This window comes from Inquilinus ginsengisoli (assembly GCF_050434925.1).
GTDB classification, from domain to species: Bacteria; Pseudomonadota; Alphaproteobacteria; order DSM-16000; family Inquilinaceae; genus Inquilinus; species Inquilinus ginsengisoli_B.
In genome coordinates this window covers 407495-430636 of the sequence record NZ_JBNDJK010000001.1, presented here as the reverse complement: position 1 = coordinate 430636, position 23142 = coordinate 407495, and the positions used below count along the sequence as shown (strand labels likewise).

Annotated in this window: 23 protein-coding genes and 1 riboswitch; of the genes, 8 read left to right on the top strand and 15 right to left on the bottom strand. The window is 70.3% G+C overall.

Features of this window, described 5'->3' with window-relative positions; all coding sequences use genetic code 11:
* Positions 1-56: 56 nt before the first annotated feature.
* The 7 genes from QFZ27_RS02135 to QFZ27_RS02105 form a co-directional block, all read right to left on the bottom strand.
* Entirely contained in the window at positions 57-728 is a 672-nt protein-coding gene (locus QFZ27_RS02135) for a glutathione S-transferase family protein (protein ID WP_429224435.1), read from the bottom strand.
* A 145-nt stretch (positions 729-873) separates the two neighbouring features.
* Positions 874-1170, bottom strand: coding sequence for a 50S ribosomal protein L28 (gene rpmB, locus QFZ27_RS02130; RefSeq protein WP_429224434.1), 297 nt, complete (start codon positions 1168-1170; stop codon positions 874-876).
* Positions 1171-1293: 123 nt separating this feature from the next.
* Entirely contained in the window at positions 1294-2814 is a 1521-nt protein-coding gene (gene arfA / locus QFZ27_RS02125) for an arabinosylfuranosidase ArfA (protein WP_429224433.1), read from the bottom strand.
* A 64-nt stretch (positions 2815-2878) separates the two neighbouring features.
* Positions 2879-4192 carry an extracellular solute-binding protein gene (locus QFZ27_RS02120; RefSeq protein ID WP_429224432.1) on the bottom strand — a complete coding sequence of 438 codons (1314 nt, stop codon included), beginning with the start codon at positions 4190-4192 and terminating at the stop codon, positions 2879-2881.
* Positions 4193-4232: 40 nt separating this feature from the next.
* Positions 4233-5096 (bottom strand): carbohydrate ABC transporter permease, encoded by an 864-nt coding sequence (locus QFZ27_RS02115; RefSeq protein ID WP_429224431.1) that lies wholly within the window; start codon positions 5094-5096, stop codon positions 4233-4235.
* Positions 5093-6025 carry a carbohydrate ABC transporter permease gene (locus QFZ27_RS02110; protein WP_429224430.1) on the bottom strand — a complete coding sequence of 311 codons (933 nt, stop codon included), beginning with the start codon at positions 6023-6025 and terminating at the stop codon, positions 5093-5095. The genes QFZ27_RS02115 and QFZ27_RS02110 overlap by 4 nt, the downstream gene beginning before the upstream one ends.
* A gap of 7 nt (positions 6026-6032) precedes the next feature.
* On the bottom strand, positions 6033-7115 hold the full coding sequence (locus tag QFZ27_RS02105) for an ABC transporter ATP-binding protein (protein ID WP_429224429.1): 1083 nt from the start codon (positions 7113-7115) through the stop codon (positions 6033-6035).
* A gap of 116 nt (positions 7116-7231) precedes the next feature.
* On the opposite strand from QFZ27_RS02105, the gene QFZ27_RS02100 reads away from it, so the two are divergent.
* On the top strand, positions 7232-7963 hold the full coding sequence (locus QFZ27_RS02100; RefSeq protein ID WP_429224428.1) for a FadR/GntR family transcriptional regulator: 732 nt from the start codon (positions 7232-7234) through the stop codon (positions 7961-7963).
* Positions 7964-7966: 3 nt separating this feature from the next.
* Here the strand turns inward: QFZ27_RS02100 and QFZ27_RS02095 are convergent, their stop codons facing one another.
* The 7 genes from QFZ27_RS02095 to QFZ27_RS02065 all read right to left on the bottom strand — a co-directional run bounded on the left by QFZ27_RS02095 (position 7967) and on the right by QFZ27_RS02065 (position 14239).
* Positions 7967-8332, bottom strand: coding sequence for a VOC family protein (locus QFZ27_RS02095; protein WP_429224427.1), 366 nt, complete (start codon positions 8330-8332; stop codon positions 7967-7969).
* A 24-nt stretch (positions 8333-8356) separates the two neighbouring features.
* Positions 8357-8893 carry an SRPBCC family protein gene (locus tag QFZ27_RS02090; protein WP_429224426.1) on the bottom strand — a complete coding sequence of 179 codons (537 nt, stop codon included), beginning with the start codon at positions 8891-8893 and terminating at the stop codon, positions 8357-8359.
* A complete protein-coding gene (locus tag QFZ27_RS02085) occupies positions 8890-9210 on the bottom strand; it encodes an ArsR/SmtB family transcription factor (protein WP_429224425.1) in 321 nt (106 codons plus the stop codon). Before QFZ27_RS02085 ends, QFZ27_RS02090 begins: the two co-directional genes overlap by 4 nt.
* A gap of 157 nt (positions 9211-9367) precedes the next feature.
* A complete protein-coding gene (locus QFZ27_RS02080; RefSeq protein ID WP_429224424.1) occupies positions 9368-11116 on the bottom strand; it encodes an ABC transporter ATP-binding protein/permease in 1749 nt (582 codons plus the stop codon).
* A 114-nt stretch (positions 11117-11230) separates the two neighbouring features.
* The gene (locus QFZ27_RS02075) at positions 11231-12397 is read right to left on the bottom strand and encodes a pseudouridine synthase (protein WP_429224423.1); all 1167 of its coding nucleotides are present in this window, start codon (positions 12395-12397) and stop codon (positions 11231-11233) included.
* Between the two features lie 410 nt (positions 12398-12807).
* Positions 12808-13746 carry an alpha/beta hydrolase gene (locus QFZ27_RS02070; protein ID WP_429224422.1) on the bottom strand — a complete coding sequence of 313 codons (939 nt, stop codon included), beginning with the start codon at positions 13744-13746 and terminating at the stop codon, positions 12808-12810.
* Between the two features lie 13 nt (positions 13747-13759).
* Complete coding sequence (locus tag QFZ27_RS02065) at positions 13760-14239, bottom strand: Tat pathway signal sequence domain protein (RefSeq protein WP_429224421.1); 480 nt, start codon at positions 14237-14239, stop codon at positions 13760-13762.
* A gap of 218 nt (positions 14240-14457) precedes the next feature.
* On the opposite strand from QFZ27_RS02065, the gene QFZ27_RS02060 reads away from it, so the two are divergent.
* The 4 genes from QFZ27_RS02060 to metA all read left to right on the top strand — a co-directional run bounded on the left by QFZ27_RS02060 (position 14458) and on the right by metA (position 19737).
* Positions 14458-16077 carry a cell wall hydrolase gene (locus tag QFZ27_RS02060; protein ID WP_429224420.1) on the top strand — a complete coding sequence of 540 codons (1620 nt, stop codon included), beginning with the start codon at positions 14458-14460 and terminating at the stop codon, positions 16075-16077.
* Positions 16078-16237: 160 nt separating this feature from the next.
* The gene (locus QFZ27_RS02055; protein WP_429224419.1) at positions 16238-17533 is read left to right on the top strand and encodes an MFS transporter; all 1296 of its coding nucleotides are present in this window, start codon (positions 16238-16240) and stop codon (positions 17531-17533) included.
* 11 nt (positions 17534-17544) lie between these two features.
* Positions 17545-18597: a TAXI family TRAP transporter solute-binding subunit gene (locus QFZ27_RS02050; RefSeq protein ID WP_429224418.1), complete on the top strand. Its 1053-nt coding sequence runs from the start codon at positions 17545-17547 to the stop codon at positions 18595-18597.
* 73 nt (positions 18598-18670) lie between these two features.
* A riboswitch (SAM-I-IV-variant riboswitch) is annotated at positions 18671-18776 on the top strand.
* A 40-nt stretch (positions 18777-18816) separates the two neighbouring features.
* Positions 18817-19737, top strand: coding sequence for a homoserine O-acetyltransferase MetA (metA, locus tag QFZ27_RS02045; protein WP_429224417.1), 921 nt, complete (start codon positions 18817-18819; stop codon positions 19735-19737).
* Here the strand turns inward: metA and QFZ27_RS02040 are convergent.
* On the bottom strand, positions 19734-20369 hold the full coding sequence (locus QFZ27_RS02040) for a glutathione S-transferase family protein (protein WP_429224416.1): 636 nt from the start codon (positions 20367-20369) through the stop codon (positions 19734-19736). The genes metA and QFZ27_RS02040 overlap by 4 nt on opposite strands.
* Before the next feature lie 91 nt (positions 20370-20460).
* Here QFZ27_RS02040 and QFZ27_RS02035 point away from each other — a divergent pair, with 91 nt between their 5' ends.
* The 3 genes from QFZ27_RS02035 to QFZ27_RS02025 are packed head-to-tail and all read left to right on the top strand — an operon-like array spanning position 20461 to position 23124.
* Positions 20461-21846: a leucyl aminopeptidase family protein gene (locus QFZ27_RS02035; protein ID WP_429232408.1), complete on the top strand. Its 1386-nt coding sequence runs from the start codon at positions 20461-20463 to the stop codon at positions 21844-21846.
* Positions 21847-21886: 40 nt separating this feature from the next.
* The gene (locus QFZ27_RS02030; protein ID WP_429224415.1) at positions 21887-22243 is read left to right on the top strand and encodes a MarR family transcriptional regulator; all 357 of its coding nucleotides are present in this window, start codon (positions 21887-21889) and stop codon (positions 22241-22243) included.
* Positions 22240-23124, top strand: coding sequence for a C40 family peptidase (locus QFZ27_RS02025; RefSeq protein ID WP_429224414.1), 885 nt, complete (start codon positions 22240-22242; stop codon positions 23122-23124). The genes QFZ27_RS02030 and QFZ27_RS02025 overlap by 4 nt, the downstream gene beginning before the upstream one ends.
* Positions 23125-23142 lie beyond the last annotated feature (18 nt).

Genomic DNA, 23142 nt, shown 5'->3' with positions numbered 1-23142 from the left:
TCCTTGGGGAGAGGTCGAAATCGCGCAGCGATTTCGGGTGAGGGGGTGAGCCGGGACTATCCGAAGAGGGCCGGCGACAGCTCGCGGTCGGCGGCGGCGACCTCGGCCAGGACTTTGGCGAAGGCGGGGCGGGCGGAGAGCCTCTCGTACCACGCGGCCGAAGCCGGGAACCCGTCCAGCCCCGGCCCGCGCAGACGCAGCGCGAACAGCACGGCCATGAACAGGGCGATGTCGGCGACGGTCAACGACTTGAAGACGAACTCGCGGCCGGCCAGCCGGTCGTCCAGCCGGCGCCAATGGCCGCGCAGGGCTTCCTCGGCTTGACGGGCGCCGGCTTCCTGCGCCTCCAGCCGGGCCGGGTCGGGCGGCTCGCTGCGATGCATCAGCGGCCGGATGTCCGGCATCAGGATCTCGTCGGCCTCCAGCTCGGCCAGGCGGCAGCGGGCGCGGCCGGCGGCGTCGCGCGGAAACAGCGGCGGCGTAGGGTAGGCGTCCTCGAGATAGTCGAGGATCACGGTCGAATCGAACAGGGTGAGGTCGCCATCGACCAGCACCGGCACCTGGCCCTTGGGATTGCCGGCCAGCACCACCGGGTGCTTCGGCCGGTAGCCCTCGGTCTGGGTGAAGGGCACCATGATCCGCTCATGGGCCAAGCCCTTCTCGGCCAGCGCGATCTCGACCTTGCGCGAGAACAGGCTCAGCGGCCCGGAATAGAGCGTCATCCCCATGGCGATCCCCTCATTGTTTCGAGAGAGCGTTACGGGAACAATGGCCTGTCCGCAATGGCTGCGGGCGGCAACGAAAAAAGCCCGCGACCGTGGGCGGGCTACTCACGTAAGGGCGCGGCCGGGGCCGCGCCGAAGCCTGGGTCGATCAGGCCGCCTGGGCGGCGGCCTGGGCCTTGATGATGCGGTGCTTCAGGCCGCGCAGCTCGGCGTCCAGGGCCGAGTCCGGGGCGCCGGCGAGATAGCCGTCGAGGCCACCGCGATGCTCGATGGTCCGGATGCCGTTGGTGGACAGGCGCATGCGCACCGACACCCCGAGAACCTCGGAAATCAGCGAGGTGGTCTGCAGGTTCGGCAGGAAGCGCCGGCGGGTTCTGTTCTTGGCGTGGCTGACATTGTTGCCACTCATCACGCCCTTGCCGGTCACCTGGCAGCGTCGCGCCATGGGTCTATCCTCGAAACACGGTCAAAAACAATGGCCCGGCATTGCTGCCGGGACGAGGGCGTTCGTATAAGGGGCCGCACGCCCGGCGTCAAGCCGAGAGTCGCGGGCCCCTCCCGGCCCAGACTACGCCCGCGGCGCGCTCCGGGTCACGATCACGTTCCAGCTGGCCGGCTTTAGCTTCGCCCGCAGCCGCTCGCCATCGACCGAGACGTCCGGATTCGCCGCCGGCGCCACGGTGTTCGGCGCGTCCTTGGTGTTCACCGCCTTGAGGTTGGCGTGGTGGATCTCGGTCGCCTCCACCAGCTGCCGGTCGGCGCCGAGGCCGCGCAGCACGACGTCCAAATCCATCGGGTCGGACAGGCTGCGGTTCAGGGCGAAGACCGTGGTGGTGCCGTCGGCCGGGTTGTCGACCACGGTGGCGTAGAGATACGGGATCTCCGGCCACGACTGGGCGGCATAGCTCGGCGATTCGACCTTGGCTTGCAGGACCCTGCCATGGCCGTGGCGGGCGGCCAGGGCGAAGGGGTGGAAGATGGTCTGGCGCCAGGCGGCGCCGCCGGTCTCGGTCATGATCGGGCCGATGACGTTGACCAGCTGGGCGATGCAGGCGGTCTTCACCCGGTCGGCATTGTTCATCAGGGCGATCAGGGCGCCGCCGACGATCAGCGCATCCTCGGCGTTGTAGACCTCCTCGATCAGATGCGGCGCCTCGGGCCAGCCCGGCTTGCGCATGTGCTCGATCTTGTGGGTCTTGTACCAGACGTTCCACTCGTCGAAGGACAGCATGATCTTCTTGCGCGACCGGCGCTTGGCCCCGACCGCGTCGCAGATCGCCGCCACCTCCTTGATGAAGGCGTCCATCAGCTCGATCACGCCGAAATACTCCGGCGCCGAATCGGCGTTGTTGTTGAAGTAGGTGTGCAGCGAGATGAAGTCGACCTGGTCGTAGCAGTGGTCCAGCACCTGGTATTCCCAGGCGCCGTAGGTCGCCATGTTGCGGTGGGACGAGCCGCAGGCGGCGAGCTGGATGGTCGGGTCGACCCAGCGCATCACCTTGGCCGTCTCCAGCGCCGCCCGGCCGTATTCCTCGGCGGTCTTGGCACCGATCTGCCAGGGCCCATCCATCTCGTTGCCCAGGCACCAGAACTTGACGTCGTGCGGCGCCTCGTGGCCGTGCGACCGGCGCAGGTCCGACAGCGCCGACCCGCTGGCGTGGTTGCAGTATTCCAGGAAGCGGCGCGCCTCGTCCGGCCCGCGGGTGCCGAGATTGACGCCCAGCATCGGCTCGACCCCGGCGGCGCGGGCCCAGTCCATGAACTCGTTGGTGCCGAAGCGGTTGGTCTCGGTCGAGGACCAGGCCAGGTCGCGGCGCACCGGCCGCTGTTCCACCGGCCCGACCCCGTCCTCCCAGTCGTAGCCCGAGAGGAAGTTGCCGCCGGGATAGCGGATGATGGTCGGCCCGAGCTCGCGGGTCAGCTCCAGCACGTCGCCGCGGAAGCCGCGGGCATCGGCGGTCGGATGGCCGGGCTCGTAGATGCCGCCATAGACGCAGCGGCCCATATGCTCGACGAAGGCGCCGAAGACGCGGCGGTCGAGATCGGAGAGGACGAAGTCGCGATCGACGGTGAGCCGTGCGGAGATCATGGGTCGGTGGTCTCGATCGGATGGTGGAAGGATCGGCCGCGCCGGACGGCGCGGCCGGGAAGGGTCAGCGGGCGTTGGCCAGCAGCTCGTTGACGCGGCTCTCCGCGTCGGCCAGGGCCTGGTCGACGGTCTTCTGGTTCTGCGCCGCGGCGTTGAACTCCTCGGTCAGGATCTCCTGGATCCCGAACTGGCGCTTCACCGCCTGGGGCAGGGCTGTGCCGTCCTTGGTCAGGCTGACGATGTCCTTGCGGTGCGGCAGGTCGAGGAAGGCCTGGGACGTCGCGACCGAGGTCCGCACCGGCAGGTGGCCGGTCCGCGCCCATTCGAAATCGTTGTCCCACAGGAACTTCAGGACCTTGACCGCGGCCTTGCGCTTGGCGTCGTCCAGGCCGGCCTTGGGCACCACCCAGCTGTGGCCGTCGGCCCAGACCTTGGCGTTGCCATAGAGCTGCGGGAAGGGCACGACGGTGTAGCCGTTGCTCAGCGCGCCGCCGAGCTTGGCCGCCTCCTCGTTGTAGCTGTCGATCAGCCAGGTGCCCATGATGTAGACGCCGCCATCGCCCTGGGCGAAGCCGGCCGTCGACGCGGAATAGTCCTGGTCCTTGGTGGTGTCGCCGTTCTGATAGATGGACTTGAACAGCTCGACTGCGTTGCGCGCCTCGGGCGTCTGCAGCTTGATCTGGGCCGGGTCGGCGAAGAAGTCGGAGTTCTGCTGGTACAGCAGGGTGTAGAGCGTGCGGGCATAGTTCGCCTGCTCGTTCACCGTCGCCTGCACGAAATAGGGCTTACCGGTCTTCTCCTTGAACTGCTTGGCCTGGGCCAGCAGCTCCTCCGGCGATTTCGGCAGGATCGGCTTGCCGTCGTCCGACACCAGCCCGGCCTGCTTGAACAGATTCAGGTTGATGTGCCACAGCCAGGTATGGGTGTCGAAGGGCAGGGCGTAGATCTTGCCGTCCTTGGTCACCCCGGCCTTGGCTGCTTCGGTGAAGTCGGCGGTGTCGATGCCGGCCGCCTTGAAGTCCTCGTCCAGCGGCTCCAGCAGGTCGCGCGAGGCATAGTCGCTGATCACCGCCTCATGCATCACTGAGATGGTCGGCGGGTCGTCCGAGCGCAGCCGGGCGGTCAGCTGGTCGTAGCCGGGCCATTCGACGATATCGACCTTGACGTGGACGTCCGGGCTCTCGGCGTTGAACTTGTTGATCAGCGCCGTGATGATGCCGCACTCGCCATGCGCCTTCGAGACGTCGGTGACATCGGCATAGTCGGCCTCGCAGGCGCCGAAGAAGCGCGACAGCGAGATCTCGGTCTTGTCCTGCGCCCAGACGGGGCCTGCGGCCAGGACCAGCCCCGCCAGGGCCAAAGCAAAGCGGCTTCTCATGGCTCTCCCTCCTTGGTTCCGGCCGCTTCTGCCGCACGCCTCAACGGACGGCGGCGCCGGCGACGGCCGTGACGATGTATTTCTGGAAGAACAGGTAGACGATCAGCACGGGCAGCCCGGCGAAGACCGACTGTGCCATCAGGTAGCCCAAGCCCTCGGACTGGGCGAAGTTGGTCTGGGTCGAGGCCAGGCCGACGGTCAGGGTGAACATCTCCGGCTTGGTCGCCGAGATCAGCGGCCAGAGGTAGTCGTTCCAGGCGCTGAGGAAGGTGAAGATCCCCAGCGTCGCCTGGGCCGGCACGGTCAGCGGCAGCAGCACGCGCCAGAAGGTCTTGAAGCGCGAGGCGTTGTCCAGCAGCGCCGCCTCGTCCAGCTCGCGCGGGATCGCCTTGAAGTACTGCGTCATCAGGAAGACGCCGAAGGGCGCCGACAGATGCGGCAGGATCAGCCCGAGATAGGAGTTGTGGATCTTCAGGTCGTTGAACATCTGGAAGCGGGCGATGATCACCGCCTGCTCCGGTACGGCCAGCCCGATCAGCACCAGCGCGAAGACAATGCCGCGGCCCGGGAACTGGGCGCGGGCGAAGCCGTAGCCGGCCAGCGAGGCCAGCACCAGCACGCCCAGGGTCTGGCCCAGCGACACGATCACACTGTTCAGCACCCAGCGGAACACGCCGGAATTGGCGAGGATGTCGGTATAGTTCTTCAGCGTGTAGGGCGCCCGGAACAGCGTGCCGGTGCTAGTCATCAGCTCGCTGTTCGGCTTGAACGACAGGCCGGTGATCCAGGCCACCGGCACCACCCAGATCACGGCCAGCAGGATGACGGCCCACAGGATCAGCCGGTCGCCCAGGCTGCGGCCGACCATGCCCTGCCGCGGCTGCGCCGTGGTGATGGCGGTCATCCCTCGGCCCTCCGGCGGGTCAGCAGGTACTGCGCCATGGCGGCGATCAGCATCAGCCCGAACAGCACCTCGGACGCCGCGGCAGCGTAGCCCAGGTCCCAGTTGCGGAAGCCCTGCTCGTAGATGAACTGCACGATCGGGCGCGAGGCGTTGTTCGGCCCGCCGCGGGTCAGCAGGTAGGACTGCCCGAACAGCTGGAACTGGTAGACGATCTCGACCACGGCCACGAGCACCACGGTGCGCCGGATCGAGGGCAGGGTGATGTGCCGGAACGAGCGCCAGCGGCCCGCGCTGTCCAGCGCCGCGGCCTCGTACAGCTCGCGCGGGATCTGCTGCAGCGCCGCCAGGAACAGCATCATCGGCAGGCCGATGCCCCACCACACCGTGGCGGCGGCGATGCCCGGCAGGGCCAGGTTGGGGTCGCTCAGGATCGGGATCGGCGCCTGCCCGAACACGCCCAGGACATTGGTCAAGAGGCCGCGGTCCGGCAGGTACACCATCTTCCAGACGATGGTGACGATGGTGACCGACAGCACCGAGGTGGCGAAGAAGGTGGCGCGCAGCGCGGCGGCGGCCCGGGTCGGCCGGTTCAGCGCCAGGGCCAGGATCAGGCCGACGACGACGAAGGCCGGCACCGTCATCAGCACGAACAGCACCGTGTTCCAGACCGCGCCGAGGAAGATCTTGTCGGCGAACAGGCGCTTGTAGTTGGCCAGGCCGGCATAGGTGCCGGTGCCGTCGAACATGTCGAACTTCTGCAGGCTGATCCAGATGCCGTCGATCAGCGGCCAGACCAGCAGCAGCACGTAGACGATCAGGAAGGGCAGGACGAAGCCGACATTGCGCCAGTCCGCCCCGATCCGGGCGCCGCCCAGGCGGCGGGTCCGTTCGATGCTGCGGCCGGCGGCGGTGGCGGCGTCGGTCACCATGTCCTCCTCACACCGTGGCGTGGCGGCCGACGCCGTCGGCGCCGAACAGGTGGACGGCGGCCGGGTCGATGCGCAGGCCCACCCGGTCCTCGACCGCGACGCCGCTCAAGCCGGCATCCTCGGCGATCAAGGTCGACCCGTCCTGCAGCCGGACATGCAGATGGGTGCGGTCGCCCAGCCGCTCGACCACCTCGACCGTGCCCTGCATGCCGCCCTGATGATCGATCCGCACCGCCTCGGCCCGCAGGCCCAGCGTGATCGGCTGATGCGACGGCAGCCCGTCGGCCGGCACCGGGGTGCGCAGCTCGGTCCCGTCCGGCAGGCGCAGCACGGCGCCGCCGGCCTCGCCCACGACGGTGGCATCGAGGAAGGTCATCGCCGGCACGCCGACGAAGCGGGCGACGAATTTGGTGGCCGGCCGGGTGTAGATCTCCATCGGCGTGCCGACCTGCTCGATCCGGCCCTCGTTCATCACCACGATGCGGTCGGCCAGCGTCATCGCCTCGACCTGGTCATGGGTGACGAAGATCATGGTGGCGCGCAGCCGGCGGTGCAGCCGCGCCAGCTCGACCCGGGTGCGCACCCGCAGCGCCGCGTCCAGGTTCGACAGCGGCTCGTCGAACAGGAAGGCCCGCGGCTCCTTGACGATGGCGCGGCCGATGGCGACGCGCTGGCGCTGGCCGCCGGACAGCTGGCCCGGCTTGCGCTGCAGCAGCTCCTCGATCTCCAGCGTCCGCGCGGCGCCCTGGACGCGCTGCTCGATCTCCGGCTGCTTCAGGCCGATGTTGCGCAGCCCGAACGCCATGTTCTCGAAGATCGTCATGTGGGGGTACAGGGCATAATGCTGGAACACCATCGCCACCCGGCGGGCGCCCGGCGGCAGGGTGTCGACCCGGGTGCCGGCGATCCGGATCTCACCGCCGTCGACGCTTTCCAGACCGGCGATCATGCGCAGCAGGGTGGACTTGCCGCAGCCGGATGGTCCGAGGAAGACCATGAACTCGCCCGACTCGACCGACAGCGACAGGCCGTCGAACACCGTGACCGGCCCGAAGCGCTTGCTGACATCCCGGATCTCGATGTCCGCCACCCATTTCCTCCCCAATGGTATTATCATATGATTCGATCATCGGGGCGATCGGCGGGTTTTGTCAACCGGGGCTTCCCCGGCCTGTTCGATAAAAGGGGAAGGGTGGAGACGGTCTGATGCTGGAACGCGAGATGGTGCTGGTCGGGACGATGAGCGCCCAGGTCTCGAACAGCCTGGGCATGCGCATTGTGTCCGGCGAGTTCCGGCCTCACGATTCGCTGCCGATCGAGAGCGAGCTGTGCCAGACCTACGGCGTCAGCCGGACCACCCTGCGCGAGGCGATCAAGAGCCTGGCGGGCAAGCGGCTGATCGAGGTGTCGCCGAAGACCGGCACCCGGGTGCTGCCCTTCGGCGAATGGAACCTCTTGGACCGCGACGTGCTGCAGTGGCGGCTGGAGGCGCAGTTCGACGCCAAGATCGTCGAGGACATCTTCGAGATGCGGCTGTGCTTCGAGCCGCGGGCGTCATTCCTGGCGGCGCGCGACGGCACGGCCGACGACCATGCCGCGATCGAGCGCCACTTCCACCAGCTGGCCCGCGCCTATGACGAGAAGCAGCCGGTGAAGGCGTCGTCCGAGGCGGCGCTGGAGTTCCACCTGGCCATCATCACCGCCTCGCACAACGGCCTGTTCGTGACCATCGGCGCGGCGGTGAAATCGGCGCTGCGGGTGTCGTCGGAGATGCTGCAGCGCCACGCCACCCGGCCCAGCGAGGACGTGGCGCTGCACGACGCGGTCCGCACCGCGATCATCGGGCGTGAGCCGGAGGCCGCGGCGGGCGCGATGGCCCGGCTGCTGGAGGCATCGCACGCCCGGCTGCTGCCGCTGACCACGGAGCCGAGGACGTAACCGTCAATACTGGCTGCGCTTGGCCGAGACGATGTGGATGATCGCGGCAGGGTCGGAGATCCAGAAGCCGTCGAAGCCGTCGGGCAGGCGCTCGATCTCGTCGCGGCGGGCGACGCCGGCGGCGGCGAAATGCTCGGCCGCTTGCGGCACGTCGTCGGCCACGATCTCCAGCCACAGCTCGGCCTGGCTGAGGATGTCGACCCGGTCGATCCACAGCTGGTTGGCGCCGAATTCGAAGCCGATCGCCGGCGGGTGGTTGTCCAGCGGCTTCAGGCCGATCACGTCGCGGTAGAATTTGACGGTGGCGTCGTATTGGTGCGGCGGCACCTTCAGCGCGATGTTGCGGCCGCCGGCGAAGGTTGCGGTCATGGTCGTGTCCTCCGTGAGGGGTGGTCAGGCCGAGGCGATGCGCTTCTCGTACTCGCCCTCGAGCCGCGAATGGGTGATGAAGAAGGGCTGCGGCACCCGGCCATGCAGATGGTCGACCAGGATGCCGAGATGGGTGTGCCAGCCGCCGGCGACGCTCGTCATCTGCTCCGCGCCGATGCGGCGGTGGGTCAGCACCAGGAGGATGTCCCCACCCTGCGGCGTCAGCTCGAAGGTCACCTCCGACTCGTCGCCGGACGGCTCGGGCCAGCTGTGGCTCAGCAGCCGCGGCGGCTCCCAGCGCGTGACCCGGGCGGTGAAGCTGGCACCCTTTTCCAGCGACTTGTACTTGGCCGGAATCTCGTCCGGCAGCGGCGACAGCCCGGAATGGAGGAAATTCAGCCCCACCTGGCCGCCCGCACGCGGCTCGACGGCGCCGGTGGCGAGCCAGGTACCGCGCTTGTCCGTCTCCGTCAGATAGGCCCAGACCCGCTCGATCGGGCCCGGCAGCAGCCGCTCGAACCGGACCGCGCCGGGGGCGATGATGGTGCCGTAGTCGCTCATGATGCTTCTCCTGTGTCGGGGGCGGCGCGCAGCCGCCGCTCCAGCTCGTCCAGCCGGCCGCCCCAGAAGCGGCGGATGCGCCGCAGCCACTCGTCCAGCGCGTCGAAGCCCCTGGGGTCGAGCGCGTAGATGCGCCGCTGCGCGTCGGCCCGGACGGTGATCAGCCCGGCCTCGCGCAGCACCTTGAGGTGCTGGGAGACCGCCGGTCCGCTCATCGCGAACTGGGCGGCGATCTCGCCGGCGCTGCGCTCGCCCGCCGCCAGCATCTCGACGATCTGCTGCCGGGTAGGGTCGGCAAGGGCGGCGAAGGCGTTCATGAGTCTTTTATGAAGAATTCACTTAGATAAGTCAATTCTTAAATTAAGGCATCATCGCGAGCGCAGCGAAGCGATCCAGCGGCACCGGCCACTGGATCGCCACGCCGCTTCGCCCCTCGCGATGACGGAACCGTATGTCCGGAGAGCGTTGTCCCGGTCAGGCCACCGCGGCCGACGGCTCCTCGACCAGGCGGCCGGGGGCCGAGCCGTCCTTCTCGATCCGCCAGCGGCGGTTGTGGAAGGCGGCGACCTTGGGGTCGTGAGAGATGGTCAGCCAGGTGGTGCCGGGCAGCCGGTCGCGCAGCAGCGCGAACATCCGCTGCTCGGTCGCCTCGTCCAGCGCGCTGGTGGCCTCGTCCAGGAACAGCCAGCCCGGCCTGGCCAGGACCGCCCGGGCGATGGCCAGGCGTTGCTGCTCGCCCGGCGACAGGCGGCGGGCCCAATACTCCTCCTGCTCCAGCGCGGGCACCAGATGGCCGAGATCGACCGCGCGCAGGGCCTCGGTCGCGGCTTCGGCGGACACCTCCTCCGGCCTGGCCGGATAGGCGACGGCGGCGTGCAGCGTGCCCAGCGGCAGGTAGGGTCGCTGCGGCAGGAACAGCACCTTCGCGTCCTTGGGGATGCGGATCTGCGCCCGGCCGAAGGGCCAGATCCCGGCCAAGGCGCGGAACAGCGTCGACTTGCCGGTGCCGGACGGGCCGGTCAGCAGCAGCCGGTCGCCGGGGCGGACCGACAGGTCGCGGCCTTCGATCAGCGCCTGGCCGTCGGGCAGGGCGAGTTGGACCGAATCGACGGCGAGGTCGGCGCGGGGCTCGGCCGCGACGTTGATCTCGGCCGAGCGCGCCTGAGCCTTTGCCGTATTGAGGCTGCGGCGGAAACCGGTCAGGCGGTCGACGGTCGCCTTGTAGTCGGCCAGCGTGGAATAGGCGCTGACGAACCACGACAGCGAATCCTGGACGTTGCCGAAGGCCTGGATGACCTGGACGACACCGCCCAGCTCGATGGTCTTGGCGAAGTATTGCGGGGCGACGAGGATGCCGGGGAACACGGCGGAAGCCTGGCCATAGGCGGAGGTGAAGAAGCCGAGCTTCTTTGTCCGGCTCATCAGCTGGTAGAAGTTGTCCATCACCCCGCCGAACAGACGCAGCAGCCCCTGCCGCTCACTCGGCTCGCCGCCATAGAGCGCGATCGCCTCGGTGTTCTCGCGGAACCGGACCAGGCCGAAGCGGAAATCCGCCTCCCGCTTCTGCTGCAGGAAGCTCAGCCGGATCAGCGGGCGGCCGATGAGATGGGTCAGGATGGTTCCGACGATGGCGTAGACGATGGCGGCCCACAGCATGAAATGCGGGATGGTGATGCTGCTGCCGCCCAGCAGCGGGATCGTCAACGGCGCTGCCAGCCCCCACAGGATCACGGCGAAAGACGCAAGGTTCACCACATTGCCGAGGAAGCTGAGGCTGAGGGTGAGGGTACCGTCGACGAATTGCTGGATGTCCTCGGCGATGCGCTGGTCGGGATTGTCGGTCGCACCCGCCGTCAGCTGCTGGCGGTAATAGGCCCGGTCGGCCAGCCATTCGTTGAGCAGGTGGTCGGTCATCCAGCGCCGCCAGCGGATGCGCAGCCATTGCCCGAGATAGGTCGCGTAGACGCCACGCAGGACGGACATGGTCGCCAGGCCGGCGAAGATCGCGATCTCGCGCCAGAACGCGGGCTGATTGTAGTCCTGCAGCGCCTGGTAGAAGCGGTTATACCAGAAGCTGAACTGCACACTCAGGAACACGGCGCCGAGGGTGAAGGCGGCGATCACCACCAGCAGCCCGATCGCCGGCCATTTCTCCTTGGACCGCCAGAACGGCATCAGGAGGGCGAAGAAATCCTTCCAGAACCGGCGCGTGCTTTGCTTCATCGGGTGCGTCCGCCACGCGGCGGATCCTCGGCTGCCACTGCAGCAGCCGTGATATCCCCCGCAAGCGGGCCGCACCCGTGAATTTCACGTAAGTTTCCAGTAATCCTGGCGTTATCAGCGCAGGCCGGACAGGATTTCCTCCCGCTCCACCGTGGTCCAGGTGCCGGGCGCCAGGTCGCCGAGCTCCAGGCCGCCGAGGGCGACGCGGACCAGCCGCAGGGTCGGGTGGCCGACCGCCGCCGTCATCCGCCGCACCTGGCGGTTGCGACCCTCGGTCAGGGTCAGGCGCAGCCAGGCGGTCGGGATCGACTTGCGGTCCCGGATCGGCGGGTCGCGCGGCGGCAGGTCGGGCTCCTCCGCCAGCCGCTCGATCCCGCACGGGCGGGTCGGGCCGTCGGTCAGGGCGATGCCGCCGGCCAGCGCGGCCAGCGCCTCCTCCGCCGGGTCGCCCTCGACCTGCGCCAGATAGGTCCGGGGGTGGCCGTGCTTCGGGTCCAGCAGGCGCTTGATCAGCGGCCCGTCATCGGTCAGCAGCAGCAGCCCCTCGCTGTCGGCGTCCAGCCGTCCGGCGGCATAGATGCCGGGCGGCAGGCCGAATTCGTTCAGGCCGCGCCAGCGCCCCTCCGGCGTGAACTGGCTCAGCACGCCATAGGGCTTGTGGAAGACGACGTAGCGGGCCTGGTCCGGCTCCGGCGCCGGGCGCATGCGCCGTTCTTCGCGCCAGCGCTCGCCTGGTTTTGCCGGCGGCGGCTTCGGTGCTCCGGTGTCGCGGCCGATCCGGCGCGACGAGGTCAGCGGGCCGCGCGGTGCGGTCCTGGCCCGCGCCGCGGGGGCCTCCGTCGGCTCGGCGGGCTCATCGCGCACCGGACCGCGCGGGCGGCCGCGCCGGCGTGGGACGGTGTCTTCCGCCGGCTCCTCACCGCCGTCCCACAGCCATTCCGGGATCGCGGCGCGCGCGGCCTCCTGCGGCGTGGTCGCCTTGGATCGCGACCCGCGCGGCTTGCCGGCGGTCGGGGGGCGCCGTCCGGCCGCGGCCGGGCCGGCCCGCTTCGCGCCGCGTGGCGCCGTCTCGTCCTCAGCCTTCGCCGCGGCGAGGCGGGAGGGCGTCTTGCCGCCGCGGGGCGGCCGGCCTTTCGGCGTCGCCTCCGGTTCGTCCCGCCGGCCGCCGCGGCTGGAGGGAGCGCGCGCGGTGCGGCGAGGAGCGGGTTCGGCCTCCTGGCGGTTCGCTGGGCCCCCACGGTCCGACGGCTTGCCGTCGCGGGGCGGCCTGCGCTTCGGCATTGCCTCCGGCTCGTCCTGTCGGGCGCCGCGGCTGGTGGGTGCGCGCGCGGTGCGGCGGGGAGCGCGCTCGGCCTCCTGGCGGTCCGCCGGAGCCCCGCGGGACGGCGGCTTGCCACCACGGGACGGCTGGCGCTTCGGCTTTGCCTCCGGCTCGTCCTGCCGGGCGCTGCGTCCGGCGGGAGCGCGCCCGGTGCGGCGGGGCGCGCGTTCGGCCTCCTCGCGGTCCGCAGGGGCTCCGCGGGACGGCCTGTCGGGGCGCCGGGTGTCCCGCGCCGGCCGTTCGGCCTGGGCTCCGGCCCCGCCGGCGGGCTTGCGTCCGCGCGGCGGGCGCTGTTCGTCGCCGGCTTCGGAGGATCGGCCGGGGCCGCGCGCGCGTCCGGCGCCGGGCTTCGGCGGGCGAGGGGGGCGGCTCATGCCGTCGCCTGCCGGCGCAGGAAGGCGGCCAGACGGTCGATCTCGGCCCGCATCACCTCGACGTTGCCGGCCATGTGCAGACAGGCGTGGATCATGCCGCGCCACAGCCGGAATTCGTGCGGTTGCCCGGCCAGGGCCAGGCGGTAGGCGAGCTGTTCACTGTCGGTCCTCAGGCAATCGTATTCCGCCGCGGTCAGGTACAGCGGCGGCAGGCCGGCGAGATCGGCGTAGAGCGGCGCGGCCAGCGGCGTGCGCCGGTCGGTGCCGGCCGGGACATAATGGCCCCAGAACCACTCCATCTCGGCAGTCGACAGGAAATAGCGGTTGTCGCCGCCATATGCCAGATGCGATGGCGTGTCGTGGTCGGGGGCGAACACGCCATAGACCAGCGCCGCCCCTCGCAGCGGCTGCTCGCCGGCGTCGCGCAGCGCCAGCAGGGTGGCAAGCGACAGGTTGGCCCCGGCCGAATCGCCGGCGATCACCAGGCGGTCGATGCCCCAGTCGCGGCCCTGGGCGGCAAGCCAGCGCACCGCCGCGACGCAATCCTCGAGCGCGGCCGGGAACGGATGCTCCGGCGCCAGCCGGTAGCCGAGGCTGACCACCTTGAGGCCGGAGCGCTGCGCCAGCTCCCGGCACACGCCGTCATGGCTGTCCAGGTCGCACAGCACCCAGCCGCCGCCATGGATGTAGACGATGGCGGGCGAGGGGGTGGGCGTGCCGGGATCGTAGACGCGTGCGGCGATCGGTCCCTCAGCACCCGGCAGGGTGCGGTCCTCGACCCGCGCCACGGCCGGCGCGTGCTCGTTCAACAGCGGCAGCACCGCGGCCATGGCGCGCCGCGCTTCGGCCGGCGCCAGGCGCTCGGCCGGCGCTGTGTCCCCGGAAACAGCGGTGATCCGCTCAAGCATCGTCATGATCTGCGGGTCGACCGCCATGATCCGGCCTTCTTTACTTGATGAAACCGATCGCCGCCCGGCTGGTGGGAACCAATAGATCGATGCAGCGTTCGACCGCTGCCTCTCCCGCCTTGCACGTCAACACGTCGTTCAACAGCACACGGCCGAAACTACCGCAATCATGACCGGCAATCTCGAACACCTTGACCATGGTTTTGCCGGCGCTCAGCGGAGCCATGTCCACGGCCAGCTGGTCGACGATGATGCCCTTCGGGTCGAACACCACGAGGTCGAGCTGCAGGTTGCTGTAGCTCCGGTCGGTGCCGTTGTGCATGACCATGAAGGCCCGGCAGCCATTGTTGCCGGGTTCGAGCTTGTTCAGCTCGATGTCGATCGCTTCCTTCGGTGCCGACTCGGGGGCCGGCTTGTCCTGCGCCAGGGCCGGAAAGGCGGCAATCGCGATAAAAAAAGCGAAAAAACGTGCCGGGCGAACCCAGGCGGAACGGCGGATTTCAGCGGTTTTGCGGGACATATGGCCTTCCGTCGGTCTGGACTCGCAGCGCGCGCCATGATACCCGCGCCCCCCGTGACCGCAATGAAATGCACTTGGGCGGTCGGTGTTCCCGGATCCGTTGCGATCATCCCGGGCCCCGATCGCCGGCGCAGAGCGTTGCCCCGTCTCCCGGCGGCGCCGGGTGGAGTGCGCCCGGATGGGCTCCGCCCCACGCGCCGACAAGGGGGAGGTCGGGCATGACGTCGAAGGGCCTCCTTCTTCTGTCGATCGCGCTGGTCGGGGCTGCCGCCCTCGGCGGCGCGATCGCGATCGATTCCGCGCGCCCGAAATCGCCGCCCGTCATCGCGGTCGACCTCGCCGGGATCGCGGTCGAGCCGGCGCATGTGGTCGATCCGGCGGAGGCGGTGCGGCCGCAGCCCGCTATCGCCACGACGCGGCGCCTGGCCGAGGCGCCCCCCGCCCCCGCGCCGAGTGACAACCCGATGCGGGTCCTCTTCGGCTCCGCCTTCGCCGCGGTGCCGCGCCTGCCCGAGCCGGCGCCGCCGCTCGACCCCTGGGCCGACGCCCTGCAGGAGGTGACGCGCCCGGTGCCGGAGCCGCAGGAGGCCGAGCCGGTGCTGGTGCCGATCAGCCTGCCCGGCCCCAGTGCCGAGGCCGCGCGGCTCGACCCGCCGGCCCGCCTGGCCGACCCCTTGCCGCTGCCCGGACAGCCGGTGGCTACGCCGCCGGTGCAGGCGACCACCGAGCCGCCCCTGGCCCCGGCCGAAGGCCTGGCGGACACGGCGGTGGTGGAACCCGTCGCCGCTCCGGCGGCGCAGCCCGGCACCGCGGCCCTGATCGATGTCGCCCCGAACGAGGCGAAGCCCGTGGTCGTCGCCTCGCTGGGACCGATGGCGGAATTGCTGACCGACACCGCGGCCGCGTCGCCGTCCTCGATCGCGCCGGTGGCCGCGGTGATGCCGGCGACCGCCGATCCGGTCCCGGCCCAACCGGCTTTGGCCGCCCTGTCCGGGTCGGGCCAGGCGGTGGTCGCGGCCGATGCCGTGGCCACGGTGCAGCCCGCCGCGCCCGGCGCCGCGCCGGTCTCGGCCCGGTCGCGCTCCTCGCTGCTGCGGGTCGACCGGCCCGAGCCGGAAGAGACCGAGCGGCTGGATGTCGCCTTGGCCCGTGCCGTGTCGCTGCTCCAGCCGGCGGGCGCCCCCTGGCTGCGCGACGCCGAGGCCGATGATGCCGGCCGCCGCCTGACCGGCTGCGGCCCGGGCGACCTGGCCTGCACCATCTTCGTCTCCGCCGGCGGCACCGCGCTCGACCAGCCCTCGCCGCTGCTGCGGCTGTACGGGTCGGCGCCGATGAGCATCGGCGGCGTGCCACTGCCGGCCGAGCCGACCGAGGCGGAGCGCGCTCTGCGCTGCCTCGCCTTCACCGCCTATACCGAGGCCGGCAACCAGGGCACGCGCGGCATGGCGGCGGTGGTCTGGGTGGTGATGAACCGGATCGCCGTGGCCAACGACTTCGGCGATTCGCCTTGCGAGGTCCTGGCCGATCCGGGCCAGTTCGAGCCGCTGTCGCGCCCGCGCTTCCGCGCCTTCGCCAAGGCCGTCCGCGCCGGCGCCATGCCGAAGTTCCCGCAGCCGCTGAGCGCCCAGGACGAGATCCTGCAGCGCACCGCGCGCCTCGTGGTCTGGCAGATGCTGGACGGCTATTTCGCCGACGATCCGACCGACGGTGCCCAGTATTTCCTGGCCCCGTCGGCTATGCGGGCGCTGGGCCGCGGCATGCCGGCCTGGACCAACCGCTTCCGCCGCAGCGCCTCGATCGGCGACCACGTGTTCTACCGGCCGAAGCGCGGCGGCTGATCCGGAGCCGTCGCGCCGTCCGTCCGGGGCGGCGAGGGGCTGGTCCGCCCGGCTGTTCGACCCACCTTACCTGCGGGCCGGGACCAGCGGGGCGGCTTGCCCTGAAATCGTCACGAATCTTCCCTGGCTCCGGCCTTTCGGCCGACCTAGAACGGACGCGATGGCTGCCACCACCCCCGCTTCCGCGACACCTTCGCTCGGTTCGGTCCTCCTGGCCGTGGCACCGCTGCTGTTCAGCGCCGCGATCATGATCATGGGCAACGGGCTGTTCGGCACGCTGCTGGCGGTGCGGATGGATCTCGACGGCTTCGACGTCGGCACCATCGGCTTCGTGCTCGCCTTCTATTCCGGCGGATTCGCCCTGGGCACCTTGATCGGTCCGCGGATCGTGCTGCTGGTCGGCCATATCCGCACCTTCGCCGCCTTTGCCGCCATCGCCTCCGCCGCGGCGCTGTTCCACGCCCTCTGGGTCGACCCGATCGTCTGGGCGGCGCTGCGCCTTCTCACCGGCATCAGCATGGCGGTGCTGTTCACCATCATTGAAAGCTGGCTGAACGCCCGTGCCGTGAACGCCGTGCGCGGCCGGGTGATGTCCTCCTACATGGCGGTGAACTACACTGCCTTCGGCCTGTCGCAGCCCTGGCTGACGGTGATGGACCCGGCCAGCTTCGCCCTGTTCTCGGTGGTGGCGATGCTGGTGTCGCTGTCGCTGGTGCCGCTGTCGCTGACCCCGGTCGAGACGCCGCCGGTGATCAAGGTCAAGCGCTTCGGCCTGCGCACCCTGATCGCAATCTCACCGCTCGGCGTCGCCGGCTGCGTCTCGGTCGGGCTGATCAGCGCCGCCTTCTCCGGCATGGGGCCGGTCTACGCCCGCACCATCGACCCGGCGCCGAACTGGATCGCGAGCTTCATGATGACGGCGATCTTCGCCGGCTTCCTGCTGCAATACCCGGTCGGGCGGCTGTCCGACCGCTTCGACCGGCGCCAGGTGTTCCTCGGCATCACCATCGCGCTGGCCCTGGTCAGCGCCGCGCTGGCGCTGTTCGGCGGCACCTCGATGACGCTGCTGCTGGTGTTGCTCGCGGCCTTCGGCGGGCTGTCCTACACCATCTATCCGCTCAGCCTCAGCCACGCCAACGACTTCATGACGTCGGAGCAGCTGGTGCCGGCCGCGGCGGGACTCCTGCTGTGCTACGGTAGCGGCGCGATCTTCGGGCCGATCGTGGCGTCGCAGGTGATGCAGCTGCTGGGTCCGGACGGGCTGTTCGTCTGGACCGGCTCGGTCGCGGCGCTGCTGGCGCTGTTCACCGTCTACCGCATGACCCGGCGCGCGGCGAAGCCGAACGAGGAGCAGGGCAGCTTCGTCTCGGTGGCGCCGACCACCACGGCGGTGGCGGCCGAGCTCGATCCGCGCGCGCCGGACGAGTCGCCGCCGACCATGCGCGACGCCGCCTGAAGGGGACCACCATGCCGCTCACCCGCCGCCGCCTGCTGACCACGGTGCTTCCCGCCGCCGGGATGGCCGCGGCGGGGCTCGGCGGGGTGCTGCCGGCGCGGGCGCAGGACCCGCTGTTCTTCCGCATCGGCACCGGCACCACCGGCGGCACCTATTTCCCGATCGGCGGCATCATCGCCGGCGCCATCTCCGGGCCCCCGGGCCTGCCGCCCTGCGGCAGCGCCGGCGGCAGCTGCGGCGTCTCCGGCCTGATCGCGGTGGCCCAGGCCAGCGCCGGGTCGATCGACAACATCCGCCGAATCCAGAATGGCGAGTTCGATTCCGGCCTGGCTCAGTCCGACGTCGCCTTCGCCGCCTATGCCGGCGAGGGGCCTTTCGCCGGCGAGCCGCCGGTGACCAGCCTGCGCGCCATCGCCCATCTGTTCTCCGAATTCGTCCATGTCGTGGTGCCGGCGGACAGCCCGATGCAGTCGGTGGCCGATCTCAAGGGCAAGCGCGTCTCGGTCGGCGCCGAGGGCTCCGGCACGATCTACGACATCCGCCTGATCCTGGCCGCCTACGGCCTGAAGCAGACGGATGTGACCGAGGTCTTCGAGCGGCCGGAGCCTTCGGCCGACCTGCTGGCCGAAGGCGGGCTCGACGCCATGGTGATGACCGGCGGTCCGCCGCTCGGGGTGATCGCAGACCTGGCGCGGCGGCGGCCGATCCGGCTGCTGCCGATCACCGGGCCGGAGGCCGAGGCGCTGGTCGCCAGGGTGCCGTTCTTTACCCAGGAGCCGATCCCCGCCGGCCTCTATGACGGCGTCACCGTGGAGGTGCCGGCCCTGTCGGTCGGGGCGATCTGGCTGGTAGCGGAGCGGATCGCGGAGGCCACGGTCTACGAGATCGCCCGTGCCCTGTGGCAGAAATCGACCCTGGACCTGCTGGCGGCGGGCCATCCGCGCGGCAAGGAGATCTCGATCGACGGTGCCGCGCGCGGCCTCGGCGTGCCGCTGCATCCCGGCGCCGCCCGCTACTATGCCGAGCATGCGGTGCTGAGCCTGCCGGCCCGGGCGACACCGTGAGCCGAAGTCCGGCGAACCGGACGTCGCCGCGCATTCATCCAGTTGAAATATGCGGGCGGACCCCGTAGAACTTGCGGCACATCAGGAGTTGGGCACTGCCCGACGCCAACCTGCTTCCCGAGCAAGGTGGCGCCCCCGAGAGGGGGGATGTGGTCGAACCGACAACCAAACGGGTCCATCCACAATCGGTCCTGCTCACGACACGCGGAACAGAGCCGAATGCCGATCAAGATTCCGAACGACCTGCCCGCCCGGCCCGTCCTCGAAGCGGAAGGGGTCATGGTGATGCTCGAGGCGCAGGCGGTGCGGCAGGACATCCGGCCGATGCGGATCGGCCTGCTGAACCTGATGCCGAACAAGGTCAAGACCGAGACCCAGTTCGCCCGGCTGCTCGGCGCCTCGCCGCTGCAGGTCGAGCTGACGCTGGTCAAGATGACCAACCACGTGCCGCGCAACACGCCCAGCGACCACATCCTATCCTTCTACCGCGACTGGCAGGATGTCCGGGCGGAGAAGTTCGACGGCTTCATCGTCACCGGCGCGCCGGTCGAGACGATGCCGTTCGAGCAGGTGACCTATTGGGACGAGCTGCGCCGGGTCTTCGACTGGACCCAGACCAACGTCCATGGCTGCTTCAACATCTGCTGGGGCGCCCAGGCCGCCGTGCATCATTTCCACGGCGTGCCCAAGCATGCGCTGCCCGAGAAGAAGTTCGGCGTGTACCGCCATCGCATCATCGAGGCGGCCTCGCCCTATCTGCGCGGCTTCTCGGACGACTTCACCATCCCGGTGTCGCGCTGGACCGAGAACCGGCGCGAGGACATCCCGGCCGCCAGCGGCATGAAGGTGCTGATGGAGTCGGACGAGGCCGGGCTGTGTCTGCTGGAAGATGCCAGCCGCCGGTCGCTGCACATGTTCAACCATGTCGAATACGACACCGACACGCTCGGCGAGGAGTATTTCCGCGACGTCGCTGCCGGTAAGGCGATCGCCCTGCCGCACGACTATTTCCCGGGCAACGACCCCAAGCTCAAGCCGCAGAACCGGTGGCGCAGCCATGCCCATCTGCTGTTCGGCAACTGGATCAACCAGATCTACCAGACCACGCCGTACGACGTCGGCGACATCGGCCGGGGTTAGAACGTCAGTACCCAGGGCTCGGCCATCCCGGCCTCGACCCAGCGCCGCATCGCCGGCAGGGCCAGGACCGCGTCGGCATAGGCCCGGCAGGCGGGGTCGAGCGGCACCCGGTAGCGGTCGAAGCGGATGACGACTGGGGCATACATGCAGTCGGCCGCACTGAAGGCGCCGAACAGGAACGGCCCCTCGGCACCGGCCGCCGCGCGGCACTGCCGCCAGATGGTGGTGACGCGGGCGATGTCGGCCTCGGCCGCATCGCTGCGGGCCTTGCCGGGGTCGGTTGGCGCCAGGTCCATCGGCAGCTCGTTGCGTAGACCCGTGAAGCCGCCATGCATCTCCGCCGAGATCGACCGCGCCAGCGCCCGGCGCGCCGGGTCGCGCGGCCACAAAGCGAGATCCGGGAAGCGTTCGGCCAGATATTCCAGGAGGGCCAGGCTGTCCCAGACCGTCGTTTCGCCGTCGATCAGGGCCGGCACCTTGCCGCTCGGCGAATGGCGCAGGATCGCCTCCTTCGACCCCTCGCGGTAGAGCGGGATCAGGATCTCCTCGAAGGCGATCTCATGATGCGCCAGGGCCAGCCAGGGTCGCAAAGACCAGGAGGAGTAGCGCTTGTTGCCGATGATGAGGCGCATGACGGTCCGCTCGGGCTGAGGGGTTGGCAAGGGAAACGGGCTGGAGCATGGTGTGCCGCCCCGAGTTCCCGAACGCAAGAAGGCCTGCGCCGTGCTGCCGAATCTGGTCGATGCCGCCGAGGGAGAGACCGTCTCTCTGATCCCGCTCAGCAAGGCTGCGCTGGACAGCTGGCGATCCGCTGCCACGCCGGCGCAGCGGGCCTGGGCCGAGGCCAACGGCTTCGCCGCAGAATCGGGCCGCACCCTGGCGCTGCCGGGCGAAGGCGGGCGGGTCGACGCGATCCTGGTCGGCCTCGACTCCGCCTCCGACCCCTGGGCCTTCGCCGGGCTGCCGACCGGGTTGCCGGCGGGCACCTACGCGCTGGATGATTCGGCCGAGCCGGCGACCGCCACCGCCGTGGCCTTCGGCTGGGCGCTCGGCGGCTATCACTATGGCCGCTACAAGGGGCCGGACCGGGTCTCGGCGAAGCTGGTCTGGCCAAGGGCCGCCGACCGCGCCGCGGTCGAGCGCGCGGCCAGCGCCACCACGCTGGTGCGCGACCTGGTCAACACCCCCGCCAACGATCTCGGCCCGGCCGAGTTGGCCGCGGCGGCCGAGGCGCTGGCGAAGGAGTTCGGCGCCCGCTTCAGCGTCATTGCCGGCGACGAGCTGCTGACCCGCAACTATCCCTTGATCCATGCCGTCGGCCGCGCCTCCAGCCGGGCGCCGCGGCTGATCGACATCACCTGGGGCGACCCGTCGGCGCCGAAGGTGACGCTGGTCGGCAAGGGCGTCGTCTTCGATTCGGGCGGGCTCGACCTCAAAGACGCCGGCAACATGCTGCTGATGAAGAAGGACATGGGCGGCGCCGCCCATGCCCTCGGCGTCGCCCGCATGGTGATGATGGCGCAACTGCCGGTGCGGCTGCGCGTGCTGGTGCCGGCGGTCGAGAACGCGGTGTCCGGCGACGCCTTCCGGCCGATGGACGTGTATCGCAGCCGCAAGGGGCTGACGGTCGAGATCGGCAACACCGACGCCGAGGGGCGGCTGGTGCTGTGCGACGCGCTGGAGGAGGCGTCGTCGGAGAAGCCGGAGATCATCGTCGACTTCGCCACCTTGACCGGCGCTGCCCGGGTCGCGCTCGGCACCGACGTGCCGGCGATGTTCTCGAACGACGACGCCACCGCCGACGCGCTGGCCGCGGCGTCGCGCCGGGTCGAGGACCCGCTGTGGCGCCTGCCGCTGTGGCAGCCCTACAACCGGCTGCTGAAATCCGGCATCGCCGACATCAACAACGCACCCGACACGCGCTTCGGCGGGGCGATCACCGCGGCCCTGTTCCTCGAACGCTTCGTGGCCCCGGACGTGCCCTGGGTGCATATCGACCTCTACGCCTGGAACGGCACCGACCGCCCGGGCCGGCCGAAGGGCGGCGAGGCGATGACGATGCGGGCGGTATACGCCCTGCTGGAGGAGCGGTTTGGAGGCCGGCGCTGATTCAATCGACCGTATCGCCGTCGCCGGGGATGAGTGCGGCATGACCGTCGCCCTGACCTCGCTGCAGGCGCTGGAGCTGTGGCGCCATGCCCTGACCGCGGCGGTCCGGCGCGAGGCGCCGGACCTGTCGTCGCGGCAGATCGCGCTCCTGCTCACCATCTACCTGACACCGGCCCCGCACACGGTGCGTGGGCTGTCCTCGACCCTGCACATCTCCAAGCCGGCGGTGACTCGTGCGCTCGACCGGCTGGGCGAGCTCGACCTGACCCGCCGCACCGTCGACACGGCCGACCGGCGCAACGTGCTGATCGAGCGGACCCAGGCCGGCCAAGCCTATCTCGACGGCTTCGCCGACCTGGTGCGCCAGGCGGCCAGCATGATCGGCGTCGCGGCGTGACCGAGCCGGACCGCAACCTGGTGCCGCGGCGGCCGGATCTCGCGGCCGAAAGCCTGCGCGGCGTCCATGCGGCGGAGCGCTACGCCGCCGGCACGCTGCACCGGGCGGTCCGCGGCATCGTGCCGATGCGCGCGGCGCCCGATGCGGCGCGCGGCCAGGCGACCGAGATGCTGCATGGCGAGACCATCACGGTCTATGAGGTGAGGGACGGCTGGGCCTGGGGCCAGCTCACGGCGGACGGATATGTCGGCTATGTCGAGGCGGCCGGCCTGTCCGACCGGATCGCCGCGCCGACCCACCGGGTGCGGGCCTTCCGCGCCTTCCTCTACCCGGGCCCGGACTTCAAGCTCCCGCCGGTCCGCGCGCTGAGCTTCCGCAGCCCGGTCGAGGTGATCGGGACGGCGAAGGGCTATGCTCGGATCCGCGAGGCCGGGGAACCCGGCGGCTGGCTGCCGGAGGTGGCGCTGGGGCCGCTCGACGCGGTCGAGCCGGACGTGGTGGCGACGGCACAGCGCTTCCTCGGCGTGCCTTATCTCTGGGGTGGCCGCTCCAGCCTCGGCATCGACTGCTCCGGCCTAGCCCAGCTCGCCTGCGCCGCCGCCGGCCACGCCATCGAGCGCGACACCTACCGCCAGGTGCAGACCGCCGGAACCTTGGTCGGGACGGATGACAGCGTTGGCTTGCGGCGCGGCGACCTGGTCTATTTCCCCGGCCATGTCGGCCTGATGGTCGACGGCGAGACCCTGATCCACGCCAATGTCCGCGCCGCCTGCGTCTCGCTCGACCCGGTGCGCGAGGTCGCGGCCCGGTCCCAGGCGGCCGAGGGCAAGGGCATCACCGCAGTGCGGCGGTTCGCCGAAGGTCTCGCCCAGAATAAGTGAGCCGATTGATGATCGGAC